Origin of the sequence: Streptomyces sp. NPDC002564 (assembly GCF_042889645.1) — a bacterium.
Lineage (GTDB): Bacteria > Actinomycetota > Actinomycetes > Streptomycetales > Streptomycetaceae > Streptomyces.
The window spans coordinates 304,894-322,872 of record NZ_JBIARE010000008.1 but is presented as its reverse complement, the minus strand read 5'-3'; the positions used below and the strand labels follow the sequence as shown (position 1 = coordinate 322,872).

Sequence of the window (17,979 nt, the reverse complement as noted above, 5' to 3'; positions counted from 1 at the left end):
CTACCCCCCGGCGGGCAGATCCGTGCGCGGAGCGGTCCCCAGATGCACGCCCACCCGCTTGACCAGCAGCGTCATTTCGTACGCGACCAGGCCGACGTCGGAGTCGGCGTCGGCGAGGACGGCGAGACAGCTGCCGTCGCCCGCGGCCGTGACGAAGAGGAACGCGTCGTCCAGCTCGACCACGGTCTGGCGGACCCGGCCCGCCTCGAAGTGCCGGCCGACGCCCTTGGCGAGGCTGTGGAACCCGGAGGCGACGGCGGCGAGGTGCTCGCTGTCCTCTCTGGTGAGGTTCTTCGACACACCGGTCGGCAGGCCGTCCCCGGAGAGCACGAGCGCTTTGCGGATGCTGGCGACGCGCTGCACCAGGTCGTCGAGGAGCCAGTTGAGTTCTCCCCGGCCCCCGGTCGTGGTGGTGCGTGCGTCGGCATTCGGTGCGGTCATCGACCGTCCCCCTCGGATGTGGTTCCTGGTGCTGTGCCGTTCGTGGCGTCGTCGCCCGCGGCGTTCTCCTCGCGGCCTCGCTGCCAGCCCCGCTGCAGCGAGGCCATGCGGCTGCGTACTTCGTCCGCGTCGCGCTCCTCCTCCGGCCGGGTCGCGGCGCGGTCGGGGCGGTGCTCGGGTCCGTCCTTCAACTGCGGTGCGAGGCTGGCCTGCCGGACCCGGCGGGGCAGTCCGCCCGGGGCGGCCGGGGTGGCGCTCCGGTCCCGGCCAGGGTCCGCCGCGGGGGCGGGCGCCGCCGGGCGGAGGCCGGTGCCGGGAGCGCGGTCCTGGGTGGTGCGGTCCTGGGTGGTGCGGTCCTGGGTCGCGGTGCGGCGGGCGCGGCGCGGGAGCTCCGGTGCCCCGTCGTCGTCGACGGCCGTCACGTTGCGGTGCGGCGGGGTCAGGTCGGGCCAGGCGGGCTGTGCCTGCGGGCGCTGCGGGGTGTCGTCCTCCGCGGCCGGTGCCAGCGGCCGGTCGGTCCGGTCGTCCGGGAAGCGGCTGTCCTGCGGCCTGCTCTCCGTGCGGCCCTCCGGCGTCCGGCCCTCCGGCGTCCGGCCCTCGGGGAACCGGCTGTCCTGCGGCCTGGAGTGCGTGACCGGGCGGCCGTTCGAGCGGACCAGCTTCGGGGTCCTGCGGCGGGGCAGCGGCACGGGTCCGCCCGCGTGCTCGTCCTCGGCCTCGTCGTCGAGGCGGGCGGGCGTGGTGTCGCGGCGGGTGGGCTCCGGGCGGCCCGCCTCGCGGTCGTCGCGGGCCTGCTGGTGCTGTTCGACGGGCGTGCCGGCGACCCGGCGGCGCGGCCGGAAGAGGCCGCCGCGCTCGCTGTCCTCGTCGTCGAGGGCGCCGGGGAAGGCGTCGAGGTCCGCGAGGCCGACGGGCGCCTCCAGTTCGACGGGCCCGTCGAGGACGGACGCGGGCAGCCCGGGCAGCTGGACGGGGACCTGGGCGAGGGCCGCGGTGCGGTCGGCCGCCTGGTCGGTGCCGGACACGACCTCCTTGGCCTGTGCCCGGTCGAGCCGGAAGCCGACGCCCCCGGTGTCGGGCACGTCGTCGGTGAGCAGGGACTCCGGGATGAAGACGACGGCGGTCGTGCCCCCGTACGGGGAGGGCTGCAGCGAGACCCGCACGCGCTGGCGCTGGGCGAGGCGGCTCACCACGAACAGGCCGAGCCGGTCGGTGTCGGACAGCTCGAACTCGGGGGTCTCCGCGAGGCGCAGGTTGGCGTCCAGGAGCGCGTCGGGCGCCATGCCGAGGCCGCGGTCGTGGATCTCCAGGGTGAAGCCGTTCGCGACGTGCTCACCGAGGACCTGCACCGCCGTGTGCGGCGGCGAGAACACCGTGGCGTTCTCCAGGAGTTCGGCCATGAGGTGCGTGAGGTCGGCGACCGCGGGGCCGGTGACGGCGATGCGGGGCAGGCGGCGCACCTCGATGCGCTCGTAGTCCTCGACCTCGGCGACGGCCGCGCGGACGACGTCCATGAGCTGGACGGGCTTGCGCCACTGGCGGGAGGGGGCGGCGCCGGAGAGGATCACGAGGCCCTCGGCGTGCCGTCGCATGCGCGTGGTCAGGTGGTCGAGGCGGAAGAGGTCGGCGAGCTCGTCGGTGTCCTCGGTCCTGCGCTCCATGGTGTCCAGGAGGGTGAGCTGCTTGTGCAGCAGGACCTGGCTGCGCCGGGCGAGGTTGACGAAGACCTCGGAGACGCCGCGGCGCAGGTCGGCCTGTTTGACGGTGGCCTCGACGGCGGCGCGCTGCAGGGTGTTGAGGGCCTGGCCGACCTGGCCGATCTCGTCCTTGCCGTAGGTCAGCCGGGGCGCCTCGGTCTCCACGTCGACCTGCTCGCCCGCCGCGAGCCGGCGCAGCACGCCGGGCAGCCGGACGCCGGACGCCTCGTGGGCCTCCAGGCGCAGGCGGCGCAGGTCGCGGACGAGACCGCGGCCGATGCGCACGGAGAGGAAGAGGGAGACCAGCAGCGCGAGGAGGCCGAGCACGCCGGCGGCGATGACGCGGACGATGACGCCGACGGCGGCCGGCTCGACGCGGTCCTGGAAGCGGTCGGTCGCCTCGATGTTGCTCTCGGACAGCTGCTTGAGGACGCGGCCCGCCGCCTGGTCCCAGCTGCCGGACGTCACCGTGCGCGGGGTGCCCGCGCCGCCCTCGATGATGTCGTTCTCGGCCTTGCGGAGCTGGGTGGTCTCCGCGCCGTTCCAGTAGCGCTCGTAGCGGCCGCGGTCCTCTTCGGGGAGCTGGGCGAAGTTCACTTCGAAGAGGAGGGTGCGCTGCGCCCGGAGCTCGGTGGCCTGACGGATCTCGGACTTGGTGAGCCGTCCCGCGACGAGGGCGGAACCGATCAGCGCGTCCTCGCGGGCCAGCAGCTCACGCGCGCGGGTGGCGCCGACGAGCGCGCGGCCCTGCTGGTCGTACTGCATGTCGTCGAGGCCGGAGAAGCCGTTGAGGGTGCTGAGCAGGTTGAAGTAGGGGTCGATCAGCTTCGTGTACATCTTCAGGGCGCCGGCCCGGGAGATCGTGCCCTCTTCGACGCTCCGCCGCAGCGGGTCGATGCCGTCGAAGGCCTCCACCAGCTCGTCGAGGCCCCTCCTTGACTCCCCGCTCACGCTCTCGCGGACGTCGGGGTCCTCGGCGTTCGACCGGATCTTGGCGATCATGTCGTCGGTCGCGGTCCGGCTGCGGCGCAGCGCGGCCAGGGCGTCCGAGCCACGGGGGTCGGCGAGGTAGACGAGGGTCTGGCGGCGCTCCTGCTGAATGACGCGCGCGGTGTCCTCGACCGGGTAGGCGAGCTTGTCGACCACGTTCACGGTGTCGACCAGGCTCAGTGCCTGGCGTCCCGTGATGACGGTGGCGAAGCCCCAGATGGCGGTGAGGGAGAGCAGCGGCACGAGCAGCAGCGCCACGATCTTCCGGCGGATGGACTTCCCGCGAAAGCGCATGGCCTCCCCCAGATCGGCCCCCTGCGGCCGTTGCACGGGCCAGGGGCACACATGTGCGTCAACAAACGGCGCGAGCCTACTACTCACCCACGGGCAACTCGAAGGCGCATCCGAACGCTTTTCGGCCGTGACGCGAAAAGGACGTCCGCAGTTGTCCCTCCATTACGGGAGATTGCGTCCCAGCACGTGGCATGGGTTGTCCGACCTCATCCGCCGGGTGCGGCACGCCAGTTGGCCGAATTTCTTCGCTGCGCGGAACCGGAACGGGAATCTTTCCGATCTGCCGTTCGTCCTTCGGGAAGAGAGCAGCGCATTGGGGGCATGTCACCGGGCAGGCGGCATGTAACGCAGGAGAGCGGGCAGCCACTGGTGAGTTGGTCCAGGGGGTGTCTCATGGAACGGCCGCAGGGCAGCTGGGGGAGCAACGACATGATGGGCACGACAGAGCGCCGCGGGGCGCCCGGGAGCGGTGCGGCCGGGATCGCGGAGGCAGGGAGCGCGCAGGCGCCGGGCAGAGCGTGGGAAGAACCCGCCGGACGCGGGAGAGCGCCGCGGGGATCGGCAGGCACCGCGCGGGGGCCCGAGAGCGCGGCCCAGGAGAGCGACGGCGCGTCCCAGCGGCCGCCGCTGTGGGTCGAGGAGCCTGCCCGCAGGCGGCGGCTGCCCGATCCGGTGCGGACGTCCGCGGTGCGGGCCGTGATCATCGTGGCGGTCACCCTGGTGCAGGCGATGGTCGCCGTCCTCGCCGCGCTCGCGGGGTCCTGGCTCTCCTTCCCCATGGTGCTGAGCAGCGTGGCGAGCACGGTCGTGGCCACCTGGGGCGTGCTCGACGTGTGGGTGACCCGCCAGGTGTGGAATCAGCGGCACGGGGTGGTGTCGGCCCCGAGCAGCACGGCGCGGCGGCTGCGCCGGGAGCGGCGCCGCGCGCGTCGTCAGGCGCGGAGTGCGGAGCGCGGCAAGGAGCGCATACCCACGCACGGCGGGTCGGGTCGGCTCTCCCACTCCTGAAGGACCCGGACCGAGGGAAGCGTTGTCCGCACGCCCCGGGCCGGGCGGGCCGGTCTCAGACCGCCGCGGACTGTTGGGGGCGTCCCGCCTCGGCGGGGTGGGGCGCACCTGCCTGCGACCACGCGGCCTTCAGAGCCCGGCGGGCCTTCATGAACGGGCGGGGCCGGTCGACCGCGAGGACGGCGGTGGTCCGTCCCGCGCGTTCGTAGACGGCGAGGAAGCCTGCGCCGTCCCCCTCGCCCCTCTGGCCCCCCTCGTCCCCCTCGTCCGTCGATCCCTCGACGACGCGCACGGTGTCGCCCTCGACCCGCCGCCCGGCGAACTGCAGGCGCGAGCCGTACTGATCGGACCAGAAATAGGGCAGCGGCCGGGCCGTCTCGACGGTGCGTCCCGCGAGCAAGTTCCTTACGGCGGTACGAGGTTGCTCGGTGGCGCTCGTCCAGTGCTCGGCGCGGGCCCCGCCCACCCGGGCGACATCGCCCACCGCGACGACCTGCGGCAGCGCGGTGACACAGCCGTCGTCGCACAGCACACCGTCGTCCACGGCGAGGGGCGAGCCGGCGAGCCAGTCCGTGCGGGGCACGGCGCCGATGCCGACCACGACCACGTCGGCGGGCAGCAGGCGGCCGTCGGACAACTCCACGGCGGTGACCGGATCGGGGGCGCCACCGCGCGAGCGCGCGGCCGCTCCCGGCGAGCCACGCAGCGCGGCCACCCCCGCACCGGTCAGCAGGCGCGCCCCGCCGCGCGCGTGCAGCCGGGCGCACACCGCCGCCATCGCGGGCCCGAGCTGGGCCACGAGCGGCAGCGGCGCGGCCTCGACGACCGTCACGTCATGACCGAGCGCCACGCACGAGGAGGCGGTCTCGGCGCCGATGAATCCACCGCCGATCACGACCACGCGCCGGGGCCCCGCGGTCAGTTCGGCCCGCAGGACGCGGGCGTCGTCCAGCGTGCGCAGGGTGTGCACGCCCGCGAGCGGAGGTCCCGGCAGGCGGCGGGCGGACGCGCCGGTGGCGATGACGACGCCGTCGCCCGCCAGGGTGCGCCCGTCGTCGAGGACGACCGTGCGCCCGCGGGTGTCGAGGGCCCGTGCCCGCGCGCCGAGGATCCAGTCGGCGGCGAGCTCCGCACCCTCCTCCGCGTCGGACAGGGCCAGCTGCCCCTCGTCCGCCTCCCCGGTCAGGAATCCCTTGGACAGGGGCGGCCGGTCGTACGGGGCGTGCGGTTCGGCCCCGACGACGACCAGGCGGCCGTCGAAGCCCTGGGCGCGCAGCTCCCGCGCCGCGTACAGGCCGGCGAGCGAGGCGCCCACCACGACGACGGTCCTCATGCCGCGGATCCCTCCTCGGGGGCGGCCCGGGCGACCAGCCCGTCGCCGGCCAGGCGGACGAGGACGACGCCGTCCTCGACGTACACCTGGTGGGTGCGCACCGGTCGGCGGGCGGGCAGGCAGGTGGGCCTGCCGGTGCGGAGATCGAATGTCGCGGCGTGCAGAGGGCATTCGACCAAGCAGCCCTCCAGCCATCCCTCGGACAGGGAAGCGTCCTGATGGCTGCAGGTGTCGTCGATGGCGAAGAGCTCGCCCTCGGCGTGGAACACCGCCACGGGCGGTGTGGTGTCGAGTCGGACGGACTCGCCCTCGGGGAGGTCGGCAAGGCGGCATACGGGGATCATGGGCCCCCCTCTTGGTGTGATTCGGCCCGGTCATGGACCCTTCGGGGACCAAGACCCTTCGGTAACATGATGTTTCGCATGGCGCACGAGAGAGCGCTATGCGCAACAGAATCCGGGTGGGGCGCCCATCGCGTCAAGGGCTTCCCGAAGACGCGGCTTCAACAGGCCGCCAGGTGGTGAGAGTTCAGATATGACGGGCGAGCGGAAACAGGCTGATCAGAGCAGGGCCCCGCGGGGCGAACCACGGGAGAAGCAGGCGAAGGGAGCAGCCGGATCCGTCCAGTCCGTGGACCGTGCGGTGAGCGTCCTGGAGATCCTCGCGCGGCACGGCGAGGCCGGAGTCACCGAGATCGCCGATGAGTTGGGCGTGCACAAGTCGACGGCGTTCCGGCTCCTCGGCGTGCTGGAGAACCGCGGTCTCGTCGGCCAGGCGAAGGACCGCGGCAAGTACTTCCTGGGCGCGGGCGTACTCCGCCTCGCGGGGGCGGCGGCAGTGCGCATGGACATCTCCCAGGAGGGCGCCCCGGTCTGCCGCGAACTCGCGGACGAGCTGGGCGAGACGGTCAACATCGCGGTCCTGGACGACGACGCGGCGGTCAACATCATGCAGGCCCGCGGCCCCGCCTCGGTCACCGCGCAGAACTGGCTGGGCCGGCGCACCCCGCTGCACGCCACCTCCAGCGGAAAGGTGCTGCTCGCGCACCTGCCGACGACCTTGCGCGAGGGACTGATGGCCCGCAGCCTGCCGCGTCTGACCGAGCACACGGTGACCGGCACGGCGGCGCTGCGCGGCGAGCTGGAGACCGTCGTGGAGCAGGGGTTCGCCGTCGCCGTCGAGGAGTTGGAGGTGGGCCTCGCCGCGGTGGCGGCGCCGGTGCGTGCGCACGACGGCAAGGTGATCGGCGCGCTCAGCGCGTCGGGGCCCGTCTACCGGGTGACCGAGGACCGGCTCACCGAGCTCGCCAAGCGCACCGTCGCGTCCGCCGTCGACCTCTCCCGGCGGATGGGCTACGGGTTCTGAGGGACCCTCAGGACACCTCGCGCGGCGGCGCGCAGGCCGGCGCGGACCGCGCCCGTACGGCCCCTCGCGGGAAGCGCTGCAGCGTACACGCATGAAGGGCGGGGCCGGGTGATCCCGGCCCCGCCCTCGTGCGTCCGCGGGCTCCGCCCGTGTGCGCCCCGTGCACGCTTCCCAGCGCTCCCGTCCCCGTACGACGGCTTGCCCACGCCCCCTTGACGGCCTCTTGATGGCGTTCTCAGTATGTCTCCCATAGCGCAACCGAACGTGCAGTACGCAACAACAACGTCACGCCGTGCGCAACAGCAGAGGAGCCTGGCCGTGCCCCACGAGGTCCGTGCCGTCGTCGCCCCGAAGAAGGGCGCACCCGTCGAGGTGCAGACGATCGTCGTGCCAGATCCCGGCCCGGGAGAGGTACTTGTCTCCGTACAGGCCTGCGGGGTCTGCCATACGGATCTGCACTACCGGGAGGGCGCGATCAACGACGACTTCCCGTTCCTGCTCGGCCACGAGGCGGCCGGTACCGTCGAGGCGGTCGGCCCGGACGTCGCCGAACTCACCCCGGGCGACTGCGTCGTCATCGCCTGGCGCGCGCCGTGCGGCTCGTGCCGGTCCTGTCTGCGCGGCCGCCCCTGGTACTGCTTCGACTCGCGCAACGCCGCCCGGCCCATGACCCTCCTGGACGGCACTCCGCTCACCCCGGCCCTCGGCATCGGCGCGTTCGCCGAGAAGACGCTGGTCGCCGCGGGGCAGGCCGTGAAGGTCGACCCGGCGGCCCGCCCCGAGGCGGTCGCCCTGATCGGCTGCGGCGTGATGGCCGGGTACGGGGCCGCGGTGAACACCGGCGGGGTGGGCCGCGGCGACACCGTCGCCGTGATCGGCTGCGGCGGGGTCGGCAACGCCGCGATCGCCGGGGCGTCCCTGGCCGGGGCCCGCCGGGTCATCGCCCTCGACATCGACGACGCGAAGCTGGACGGCGCGACCCGGTTCGGCGCGACGCACACCGTCAACTCCCGTGGCACGGACCCGGTCTCCGCGGTCCGCGACCTGACCGGCGGGCACGGGGTGGACGTCGCGATCGACGCGGTCGGCATCCCCGCCACGTACCGGCAGGCGTTCGCGATGCGCGACCTCGCGGGCGTGCTCGTGCAGGTCGGGGTGCCCGACCCGGACATGGTCGTCGACCTGCCGCTGATCGAACTGTTCTCGCGCGGCGGCGCCCTCAAGTCGTCCTGGTACGGCGACTGCCTGCCCACCCGGGACTTCCCGATCCTGGTCGACCAGTACCTCAGCCGCCGCCTGGACCTCGGCGCCTTCGTCTCCGAAACGATCCCGCTCGACCAGGTCGAGGAGGCGTTCGCCCGGATGCACCGGGGCGAGGTGCTGCGATCGGTGGTGGTCCTGTGAACGCCGTACTCCCCCACGGGCCCCGCGTGGTCGTCATCGGCGCCGGCATCGTCGGCTGCTCCCTCGCCGACGAGCTGACCGCCCGCGGCTGGACCGACGTCACCGTCCTCGACCAGGGACCGCTGCCCGCGCCGGGCGGCTCCACCTCGCACGCGCCGGGCCTGGTCTTCCGGACCGGCCCCTCCAGGACGCTGACCGCCTTCGCCGCGTACACCGTGGAGAAGTTCGGCGCCCTGGAGGCGGACGGCCTCCCCTGCTTCACCCCGGTCGGCGGCCTGGAGCTCGCCACCACGCCCGAGCGCTGGGCCGACCTGCACCGCAAGGCCGGGTTCGCCGCGTCCTGGGGCATCCACGCCGAGCTCGTGGGCCCCGCGCGCTGCAAGGAACTGTGGCCGCTCCTCGACGAGAGCAAGGTGCTCGGCGGCCTGTACACGCCCGACGACGGCCTGGCCCGCGCCGTGCCCGCCTGCCGGGCCCAACGGGAACGGGCACGCGCGCGTGGCGCCCGTTTCCTGGACCGGCACACGGTGACCGGCATCGAGCGGGACGGCGGCCGCGTCACCGCCGTCGTCACCGACCGCGGCACCTTCCCCGCCGACCACGTCGTCTCGGCCGCCGGATTCTGGGGGCCGGTCATCGGACGGATGGCCGGAGTGGACGTACCGCTGCTGCCGCTCGCCCACCAGTACGCCAAGACGGCACCCCTGCCCGAGCTCGCCGGGGCCAACGACCCGCGCACGGAGGCATCGCGCCCGATCCTGCGCTTCCAGGACCGCGACCTGTACTTCCGTGAGCACACCGACCGCATCGGCATCGGGTCCTACGCCCACCGGCCGCTGCCCGTCGACCCGTTCACGGTGCCCGCCTACGACGACGCGAAGGACATGCCGTCCTCGTACCCCTTCACCCCGGAGGACTTCGCGCCGAGCTGGGAGGACTGCCGCGGGCTGCTCCCCGCCCTGAAGGACACCGAGATCACGGAGGGTTTCAACGGCGTCTTCTCCTTCACGCCCGACGGCATGCCGGTGCTCGGCGAGGCCCGTGCGCTGCGCGGCTTCTGGCTGGCCGAAGCAGTGTGGGTCACCCATTCCGCGGGGGTCGCCAAGGCGGTCGCCGAGTGGATGGTCGACGGCCGCCCCTCGCTCGACCTGCACGAATGCGAGCTGACGCGCTTCGAGGACGCGCAGCGCTCCCCCGCGTACGTGGCCGAGCGCGGCGCCCGGCAGTTCGTCGAGGTCTACGACGTCATCCACCCGCTGCAGCCGATGGACCGGCCGCGTCCCCTACGGGTCAGCCCCTTCCACGCCCGCCAGCAGGAGCTCGGCGCCGTCTTCCTGGAGGGCGGCGGCTGGGAGCGGCCCCACTGGTACGAGGCGAACGCGCCCCTGGCCGAGGGCATCGACCTGCCCGGGCGCGACGCCTGGGCGGCCCGCCACTGGTCGCCCGTCGCCGCCGCCGAGGCCCGCGCCACCCGCGAGCGGGTCGCCCTCTACGACATGACGCCGTTGCGCCGCCTGGAGGTCGCAGGCCCCGGCTCCCTCGCCTTCCTGCAGCGCATGACCTCCAACAACCTCGCCAAGAAGCCCGGTGCGGTCACCTACACGCTGCTGCTCGACGAGGCGGGCGGCATCCGCTCCGACCTGACCGTGGCCCGGCTCGCCCCCGACCTCTTCCAGGTGGGCGCCAACTCCCCCGCCGACCTCGACTGGCTGCTGCGCCACGCACCCGACGACGTGCACCTCAGGGACATCACCTCGGGGACCTGCTGCGTCGGCGTCTGGGGCCCGCTCGCGCGGGCGCTCGTCCAGCCGCTGACCCGCGACGACTTCTCCCACGAGGCGTTCGGCTACTTCAAGGCCCGGCAGACCTGCATCGGGCACGTCCCGGTGACCGCCATGCGCCTGTCGTACGTCGGCGAGCTGGGCTGGGAGCTGTACACCAGCGCGGACCTGGGGCTGCGGCTGTGGGACACCCTGTGGGAGGCGGGGCAGGAGCACGGCGTGATCGCGGCCGGCCGGTCCGCGTTCAACAGCCTGCGCCTGGAGAAGGGCTACCGCGCCTGGGGCCACGACATGACCACCGAACACCACCCGCACGAGGCGGGCGTCGGCTTCGCGGTCCGCATGAACAAGGGTGACTTCGTGGGCCGTTCGGCCCTGGAGGCGCTCGGCGGGCCGGATGCACCCGGCCGCCCTGCGCGCAGGCTCACCCCGCTCCTCCTCGACGACCCGTCCGCCGTCGTCCTCGGCAAGGAACCCGTGTACGTCGACGGCGCCCCTGCCGGGTACGTCACCAGCGCCTCGTACGGGTACACCCTGGGGCGCTGCGTCGCCTACGCCTGGCTGCCGCCGCTGGAGACCGGCGCCGGTGTGCACATCGAGTACTTCGGCGAGAAGGTTCCCGCGACCGTCGCCGAAGAGCCCCTGTTCGACCCGGAGATGACCCGGATCCGCCGCTAGCCGCCAGGAGGCACAGGTGTCCCCCACCTACGACGTGATCGTGATCGGCCTCGGCGGAATGGGCAGCGCCGCCGCGCACCACCTGTCCGCGCGCGGCGTGCGCGTGCTGGGCCTGGAGAAGTTCGGCCCGGTGCACCGGCGCGGCTCCAGCCACGGCGGCTCGCGCATCACCCGGCAGTCCTACTTCGAGGACCCCGCGTACGTACCGCTGCTGCTGCGCTCCTACGAGCTCTACGACCGGCTCGAACGCGACACCGGCCGCGACATCGCGACCCTGTGCGGCGGAGTCATGCTCGGCCGGCCCGACAGCCGCACGGTCGCCGGTTCGCGGCGTTCCGCCGAGCAGTGGGACCTGCCCCACGAGATGCTCGACGCACGCGAGATCCGCCGCCGCTTCCCCACCCTCACCCCGCGCGACGACGAGGTGGCGCTCTACGAGGCGCGGGCCGGCCTCCTCCGGCCCGAGAACACCGTGGCCGCACACCTGCAGACGGCCACCCGGCAGGGCGCCGACCTGCACTTCGAGGAGCCGATGACACGCTGGGAGCCGTACCGCGACGGCGTGCGCGTGCACACCTCCGAGGACGTCTACACCGCCGGCCACCTGGTGATCTGCCCGGGCGCGTGGGCGCCGGGCCTGCTGACCGACCTGGGCGTGCCCTTCACCGTCGAACGGCAAGTCATGTACTGGTTCGAACCCACCGGAGGCGTGGGCCCCTTCGCCGCCGACCGCCACCCGATCTACATCTGGGAGGACCCGCACGACGTGCAGGTCTACGGGTTCCCCGCGATCGACGGGCCCGGCCTCGGCGCCAAGGTCGCCTTCTTCCGCCGGGGCACCCCGTGCACCCCGGAGACCATCGAACGGACCGTCCACGACCAGGAGATCGCCGCCATGGCCGGGCAGGTGGGGCAGCTCGTCCCGGACCTCCCCGGCCGCTTCCTCAAGGCCGCCACCTGCATGTACACCACTACACCCGACGAGCACTTCGTCATCGCCCGGCACCCGGCGCACCCCGGCTCGGTGACCGTCGCGGCCGGGTTCTCCGGGCACGGCTTCAAATTCGTGCCGGTGGTCGGGGAGATCGTCGCCGATCTGGCCCTGGACGGGGCGACCGGGCATCCCGTCGGCCTCTTCGATCCCGCCCGCCTCGCCGCCGCTCCCGCCTGAACCCGCCACCGCTCGAGGAGTACCAGAACCGTGACGACGACGCCCCTGCCGCCCAGTCTCATCGCGACCCTCCCCGGCCCCTACTACACCGACCCGGAGATCTTCCGGCAGGAGCAGGAACGCGTCTTCGAGGCGCTCTGGTTCTGCGCGGTGCGCAGCGCCGACCTGGACGCCCCCGGCGCCTTCCGCACCGTGCGGGTCGGACGCGAGAGCGTCCTGATCACCCGCTCGCGCACCGGGGAGCTGCGCGCCTTCCTCAACGTGTGCCGGCACCGCGGCGCCCGGCTGTGCACCGAGGAGTCCGGCCAGGTCCGCCGCACTCTCCAATGCCCCTACCACGCCTGGACGTACGACCTGGACGGCAAGCTGATCGCCGCGCCGAACCTGACGAAGATGCCGGACGTGGACCGGACCGCGTACGGCCTGGTGAAGGTGGCCCTGCGGGAGTGGCTGGGGTACGCCTGGGTGTGCCTGGCCGACGAGCCGCCCTCCTTCGAGGAGACCGTCGTCGGCGCGGCCGTGGAGCGCCTGGGCGACGCGGCGTCCATCGAGCGCTACGGCACCGAACGCCTCGCCCTGGGCCGGCGCATCAGCTACGACGTGCGCGCCAACTGGAAACTGATCGTCGAGAACTTCATGGAGTGCTACCACTGCGCGACCATCCACCCCGAACTGACCGATGTCCTGCCGGAGTTCGCGGACGGGTTCGCCGCGCAGTACTACGTGGGGCACGGCGCCGCGTTCGGGGACGAGGTCGGCGGGTTCACCGTCGACGGCAGCGCGGGCTTCGGGCGGCTGCCCGCGGTGTCGCCGGAGCAGGACCGCAGGTACTACGCGATCACCGTGAAGCCGACGGTCTTCGTCAACCTGGTCCCCGACCACGTCATCCTGCACCGGATGTTCCCGCTGGCCGAGGACCGCACGGTCGTCGAGTGCGACTGGCTGTACGCGCCGGACGTCGTCGCGTCCGGCGCCGACCTCAGCCACTCCGTGGAACTCTTCCACCGGGTGAACACACAGGACTTCGCGGCCTGCGAGCGCACCCAGCCCGCGATGGCGTCACGCGCCTACCGCGCGGGCGGAGTGCTGGTGCCCACCGAGCACCACATCGGGCTGTTCCACGAGTGGCTGACGAAACAGCTCGCCACGGGGTGAGCCGTCCCGCCTGCCGGCGCGCTACGGAGCGACCGGATCCGCCTGCGCGGCGGGCCGCTTGAACATCCGCGTCGCGGTGATCTCCCCGTGCACCGTCTCGCCGTCCGGGTCCTGCTGCGGCAGACCGGGGCGCAGGTGCTCCTCGACGCTGATGTACTTCAGGCCCGCCCGCAGGTCCGCGTCGTTGCGCAACCGGATGACCAGCGGGAACTCCGCCAGCGCGGTTGTGTCGAAGAGGCCCGTCGTGTAGAGCAGCTGCACGCCGAGGGCGTCCGAGACGGCCCGCTGGAGCTCCAGCAGGTACGTCGCGTTGGCCCGGCCGATGGGGTTGTCCAGGAACAGCGTGCCGGCGTGCCGGTGCTTGTCGCGGCCGCGGTCGTTGCTGCGCAGGGCGGCCATCGTGCAGTACAGGGCGATGGCGGCGGTGAGCAGCTGGCCGCCGGAGAACACGTCGCCCATCTGCCCGACGGGGACGCGCTCGGCGCGCAGCACGGCGTCCGGCTTGAGGATCTCCACGGCGACACCGCGCGGCTCCAGGGCGGCCTGGACGCCGCGCAGCAGCAGGGACATGCCGTCGCGCCGCAGGTCCGAGTTCTTCTTGACGGCCGCGCGGGTGGCCTCGTCGATGACCTCGCCGAGCCGCTCGACGAGCGTGGCCTGGTCGGGCTCCTCGAAGCGGACCCGCAGGAACTCCTGGCCCGACCACTCGCCAAGGCCCTCGGGCAGCCGGGAGAGGCGCTGTGCGGACCGCAGGGTGGCGAGCGCGGACTCGACGAGGCCGCGCAGGCGGTCGACGATGCTGTCGCGGTTGCGCTCCAGCTGCGCCAGCTCGTCGGTGAGGACGCGCAGGCGGGGCGCGAAGGCGTCGGCCCACTTCTTGGCGTGCTCGGGCAGTGCGGACGCGGGCAGTTCGCGGATCTGCTGGCGGGCCGGGGTGCGCACCTGCTCGTAGCGGGTGGCGTTGGCGTGGCGCACCAGGATGTCGCTCGCCTCGCGGACGGCGGACTCGGCCGTGGACAGGTCGGCGGCGCAGCCGCGCAGGGAGCGGCGGGCCTCGGCGGCGGACTGGCGGGCCTCTTCGAGGGTGCCCGGGTAGGCCTCGGGGGCCTCCTCCGCCTCGTCCTCCTGGTGTTCGCGCAGGAGGTCGCGCAGCAGGGCGGCGGTCTCGTCGAAGCCTCCCGCCGCGTCCTCGGTGACGCGGTGGGTGTGCAGCAGGGCGGCGTGGGCCTCCTTGGCGCGGCTCAGCGCTTCGGTGTGGGCGGCCAGTTCGCCGGTGGCCGTGCGCAGCAGCACCTGGGCCTGCTCTGCGTCGGCGGGGACGAGCTCCTCGGGGAGCTCGGTGTGCGCGTCGCCGTCCTCGGGGGCGTGCCGCTCGGCCTCGCCGCGCAGCCGGCCGAGCTGTTCGCTGGCGGTGGCGGCACGCGCCTCGATGAGCTGGACCTGGGCCTCCGCGCGGGCGGCGGCGGCCTGGCGGGACGGGCCGTCGGAGCCGTCGGTGCCTTCGAGGAGGAGGGCGGCGCGGGTGCGGACCTTGTTGCTGAGCCGGTCGAGCTCGGCGAGGGCGGCGCTCTCGTCGCTCTCGGCACGGGCCTGTTCGGCGCGCAGGTCGGCGCCGACGCCCACCTTCTCGTAGAGCTGGGAGGCCGCGCGGTAGGCCTCGCGCAGGGCGGGCAGCGACGACTTGGGGGCCTCGCTGTCCGCCGGCACGTCCTCGGGGGCGCCGGCGATCTCGGCGCGCTCGGCGCGCAGCGCGCGGGCGGTGCGGCGGGCGTCGTCGGCGGTGCGCTGGGCGGCGCGGCGGTCCTCGTCGGCGGCGCGGGCGCGGTCCAGGCAGGTCTGGGCGCGGGCCTCGGACTCGACGGCGTCGTCGGCCAGTTCGCGCAGCTTGGCCTGCCAGCCGGCCCGCTCGCGCAGGCGGAAGGCGAGCCCCGCGAGGGCGTCGGCGGCGCGGCGGGAGCGCTGGGCGGCCTCCTGCCGCTCGTCCCGTACCCGGGTCGCTTCGCCCGCCGCCTCGTCGGCTTCCGCGCGCGCGGTGCGGGCCTCGGCGAGCTCGGCCTCGGCCTCCTCGGCGAAGGCGCGGGCTTCCTCGGCGGCGGTGGCCAGTTCGGCCAGGCGGCCGCTCGGGCAGCCGGTGCGCCAGGAGGCGAGGCGGGCGGCGAGCTCGCGGTCCTTGCCGAGCCGGACGGCCAGCGCCCGGATCTCCTCGTCGCGCTGCCCGGCCCGGGCGCGCAGTGCCTGGCGCTCCTCGTCGGCGGCGTGCTCGTCGTGCATGGCCGGATTCGGCGGTACGAGGAAGACGCCGGTGTCGGCCGCCTGCTCGCCCGGGGTGGGGGCGAGGAGGGCGGCGGCGGTGCCCACGGCGACGGCGGAGCGGGGCAGCAGGGCGGCGTCGGCGAGGGCGTCCCGCGCGCGGGCGTGCGTGTCGGGGTCGGTGATGACCACGCCGTCCACCAGCTCGGGCCGGGCGGCGAGCACGCGCGCATGGTCGGCGGGGTCGACGGCCTGGGCGAGGTAGCGCCAGCCGGGCAGGGCGGGGATGCCGTGCTCGCCGAGGAACTCGACGGTGGCGAGGACGTCGGGGCCCGGCGGGAGCAGGCCGCCGTCGCCGAGGGCGCCCAGGATGCGGGAGTCGTCGGCGGCCGCGGTGCGCAGGTCGAACAGCTGGCGCTCGGCGGAGGCCACGCCCTCGTCGAGCAGGGCCCGCAGGTCGTCCGCGCAGCGGTCGAGCTCCGCCACGGTCAGGGCGCCGGCGCCGGGCCCGGTGGCGTCGGCTCCCTGGCGGGGCAGCGGGACGGTGCCGCTGCCGGTGGGCAGGCTGAGCAGCTCGGCGAGCCGCTCCTCGCGGGCGATGGCCTCGGCGGCGCGGCGCTCGGCGTCGTGGGCGGTCCCGGCGGCGGTCGCGGCGTCCGAGGCGCGGGCGGCGGTCAGTTCGGCACGGGCCTCGGCCGCGGCCGCCTCCTTGGCGTGGTCGGTGGCGCGGCGGGCGGCCTCGCGCGCGGTGTCCCAGGCGGCGACGGTGGTCTTCTCGGCGTCGCTCGCGGCGAGGGCGGCGCGGGCCGGGTCGGCGTCGGGCGCGGTGTCGTCGAGCCAGCCCGCGCGGACGGCCTCCTCGGTCTCCTGCTCGACCTCGGCGAGGCGCTGCTTGAGGTGTCCCGCCTCGCTGCGGGCGCGCTGGGCCTCGGTGGCGGCGACGGTGGCGTCGCGGTGGGATGCCTCGCCGGTCTCCTGGAGGGCGGCGGAGCGCTCCTCCTCCTCGTTGGCGTGGTTCTCCGCGCCTTCGGCGGCGGTGTGCAGGGCGCGGACCAGGTCGGAGGCGGCCTTGGCACGGGCGGCGAGCGCGGGTGCCGCGTCCCGCTCGGCCTCGCGGATGGCGACGGCGACGCGCGCGGAGCGGTCGGCGGCGGCGCGGTGCCGCAGCACGGCTTCGGCGGCCTGCCAGGCGGAGTGCAGGGTGCGCGCGTCGGCGAGCTCGCGGCGCTGGGCGGCGGCGGCCTTCTCGGCGACGGTGAGGGCCAGGGAGGCGTGCCGGTAGGCCAGTTCGGCGGAGATGAGGGCGCTCTTGCCGCGGGCCCGCTCGGCCTCGGTGACGGTGTGGGCGGCGGCGGTGACCTGCTCGGCGAGGTCGGCGACGCGGCCCCGCTCCGCGACGGCGCGGGCGGAGAGCCTGCGGGCCAGGGTGCGGGTGCGGCGCTCGGCGCCCGCGTGCACGTCCCGCGCGCGGGCCCGGGTGTCGGCGGCGTCGACGATGCGGCCGAGCAGGTCGACGGAGCCCGCGGTGAAGTCCCGCTCGGCCATCAGCTCGGCGCGGCGGCCGAGTTTGTTGCCGAAGCCGTGCACGAGGTCGGCGAGGCCGTCCGTGTCGCGGGTGTCGGTGACCGCGCGCAGCAGCAGGTCGGTGAAGTCGGAGTCCTTCTTGACGGCGAAGAGGCCGGCGGCCTCACCTTCGTCGGCGTTCATCTCGCGCTGGTAGCGGAAGAGTTCGGGGTCGAGGCCGAGGTCGCCGAGGTGTTCGTTCCACCGGTCGTGGATCTCTTCCCAGTGGACTTCGAGGTGGGGGTACGCCTTGACCGCGTCGGTCAGGGCGTCGCGGAAGCCCTTCATGGTGCGCCGCCGCCCCTGGGCTCCGGAGGCGCCCTCCGCCGACGGGCGCACGGCGGTGGACTCGGCGACGGGCAGCGAATCCAGGCTGAGGCCGGGGCCGGGCCGGAAGGAGTACCAGGCCTCGGCGAACTTGCGGGGGTCGTTGGAGACCTGGCGGCCGCGCCACTCGCTGACCTTGCCGACGACGACGCACTCCCCGGTCAGGGTGTGCTGCCACTCCAGGGCGACGTGCCCGCAGTCGTCGGCGAGCAGGAACTTGCGCAGCACGCCGGAGCTGGCGCCGCCGAGGGTGTTGCGGTGGCCGGGCAGCATCACCGAGAAGATCAGCTTGAGCAGGACGGACTTGCCGCCGCCGTTCTCCAGGAAGAGCACGCCCGCGGGCGCGGGGCGGCGCGGCGGGCCGACCGGCTCCTCCTCGAAGAACTCCGCCTGGGTCGGGGCGGGGTCGGGGACCTCCGCGCCGACGCCGCGCAGGTCGAGCACGGTGTCGGCGTAGCGCGCACCGGCCGGACCGATGGAGTAGAGGCGGACCCGGGACAGCTCGTACATGGCGGCGGACTC

The 17,979-nt window shown here is 74.3% G+C and carries 11 protein-coding genes; 6 read left to right on the top strand and 5 right to left on the bottom strand.

The window, feature by feature from the left end; all coding sequences use genetic code 11:
- Both ACFYXE_RS28055 and ACFYXE_RS28050 read right to left on the bottom strand, forming a co-directional pair.
- Positions 1-441 (bottom strand): roadblock/LC7 domain-containing protein, encoded by a 441-nt coding sequence (locus ACFYXE_RS28055; RefSeq protein ID WP_150165449.1) that lies wholly within the window; start codon positions 439-441, stop codon positions 1-3.
- Positions 438-3,422, bottom strand: a complete 2,985-nt coding sequence (locus ACFYXE_RS28050; protein ID WP_389316774.1) for a nitrate- and nitrite sensing domain-containing protein — start codon at positions 3,420-3,422, stop codon at positions 438-440. Before ACFYXE_RS28050 ends, ACFYXE_RS28055 begins: the two co-directional genes overlap by 4 nt.
- Before the next feature lie 393 nt (positions 3,423-3,815).
- Between ACFYXE_RS28050 and ACFYXE_RS28045 the strand changes: the two genes are divergently transcribed.
- A complete protein-coding gene (locus ACFYXE_RS28045) occupies positions 3,816-4,430 on the top strand; it encodes a hypothetical protein (protein ID WP_389316771.1) in 615 nt (204 codons plus the stop codon).
- Positions 4,431-4,485: 55 nt separating this feature from the next.
- On the opposite strand, the gene ACFYXE_RS28040 is transcribed toward ACFYXE_RS28045, so the two are convergent.
- Together ACFYXE_RS28040 and ACFYXE_RS28035 are read right to left on the bottom strand one after the other, a co-directional pair.
- Positions 4,486-5,763 (bottom strand): NAD(P)/FAD-dependent oxidoreductase, encoded by a 1,278-nt coding sequence (locus tag ACFYXE_RS28040; RefSeq protein WP_389316768.1) that lies wholly within the window; start codon positions 5,761-5,763, stop codon positions 4,486-4,488.
- Positions 5,760-6,107 carry a bifunctional 3-phenylpropionate/cinnamic acid dioxygenase ferredoxin subunit gene (locus ACFYXE_RS28035; RefSeq protein ID WP_389316765.1) on the bottom strand — a complete coding sequence of 116 codons (348 nt, stop codon included), beginning with the start codon at positions 6,105-6,107 and terminating at the stop codon, positions 5,760-5,762. The genes ACFYXE_RS28040 and ACFYXE_RS28035 overlap by 4 nt, the downstream gene beginning before the upstream one ends.
- A gap of 190 nt (positions 6,108-6,297) precedes the next feature.
- Between ACFYXE_RS28035 and ACFYXE_RS28030 the strand changes: the two genes are divergently transcribed.
- From ACFYXE_RS28030 to ACFYXE_RS28010, 5 genes are all read left to right on the top strand, one after another.
- Positions 6,298-7,128, top strand: coding sequence for an IclR family transcriptional regulator (locus tag ACFYXE_RS28030; RefSeq protein WP_389316762.1), 831 nt, complete (start codon positions 6,298-6,300; stop codon positions 7,126-7,128).
- 318 nt (positions 7,129-7,446) lie between these two features.
- Positions 7,447-8,532, top strand: coding sequence for an S-(hydroxymethyl)mycothiol dehydrogenase (locus tag ACFYXE_RS28025; protein WP_389316759.1), 1,086 nt, complete (start codon positions 7,447-7,449; stop codon positions 8,530-8,532).
- Entirely contained in the window at positions 8,529-10,991 is a 2,463-nt protein-coding gene (locus tag ACFYXE_RS28020) for an FAD-dependent oxidoreductase (protein WP_389316756.1), read from the top strand. Before ACFYXE_RS28025 ends, ACFYXE_RS28020 begins: the two co-directional genes overlap by 4 nt.
- Positions 10,992-11,007: 16 nt before the next feature.
- On the top strand, positions 11,008-12,162 hold the full coding sequence (solA, locus tag ACFYXE_RS28015) for an N-methyl-L-tryptophan oxidase (RefSeq protein ID WP_389316752.1): 1,155 nt from the start codon (positions 11,008-11,010) through the stop codon (positions 12,160-12,162).
- A gap of 30 nt (positions 12,163-12,192) precedes the next feature.
- A complete protein-coding gene (locus ACFYXE_RS28010; RefSeq protein ID WP_389316749.1) occupies positions 12,193-13,317 on the top strand; it encodes an aromatic ring-hydroxylating dioxygenase subunit alpha in 1,125 nt (374 codons plus the stop codon).
- 21 nt (positions 13,318-13,338) lie between these two features.
- Here the strand turns inward: ACFYXE_RS28010 and ACFYXE_RS28005 are convergent, their stop codons facing one another.
- Positions 13,339-17,967, bottom strand: a complete 4,629-nt coding sequence (locus tag ACFYXE_RS28005; protein ID WP_389316746.1) for a hypothetical protein — start codon at positions 17,965-17,967, stop codon at positions 13,339-13,341.
- Positions 17,968-17,979 lie beyond the last annotated feature (12 nt).

What these genes read in the sequence shown, in the direction of transcription:
- ACFYXE_RS28055 (WP_150165449.1), bottom strand. Translation starts at nt 441, where the DNA reads ATGACCGCACCGAATGCCGACGCACGCACCACCACGACCGGGGGCCGG.
- ACFYXE_RS28050 (WP_389316774.1), bottom strand. Translation starts at nt 3,422, where the DNA reads ATGCGCTTTCGCGGGAAGTCCATCCGCCGGAAGATCGTGGCGCTGCTG.
- ACFYXE_RS28045 (WP_389316771.1), top strand. Translation starts at nt 3,816, where the DNA reads ATGGAACGGCCGCAGGGCAGCTGGGGGAGCAACGACATGATGGGCACG.
- ACFYXE_RS28040 (WP_389316768.1), bottom strand. Translation starts at nt 5,763, where the DNA reads ATGAGGACCGTCGTCGTGGTGGGCGCCTCGCTCGCCGGCCTGTACGCG.
- ACFYXE_RS28035 (WP_389316765.1), bottom strand. Translation starts at nt 6,107, where the DNA reads ATGATCCCCGTATGCCGCCTTGCCGACCTCCCCGAGGGCGAGTCCGTC.
- ACFYXE_RS28030 (WP_389316762.1), top strand. Translation starts at nt 6,298, where the DNA reads ATGACGGGCGAGCGGAAACAGGCTGATCAGAGCAGGGCCCCGCGGGGC.
- ACFYXE_RS28005 (WP_389316746.1), bottom strand. Translation starts at nt 17,967, where the DNA reads ATGTACGAGCTGTCCCGGGTCCGCCTCTACTCCATCGGTCCGGCCGGT.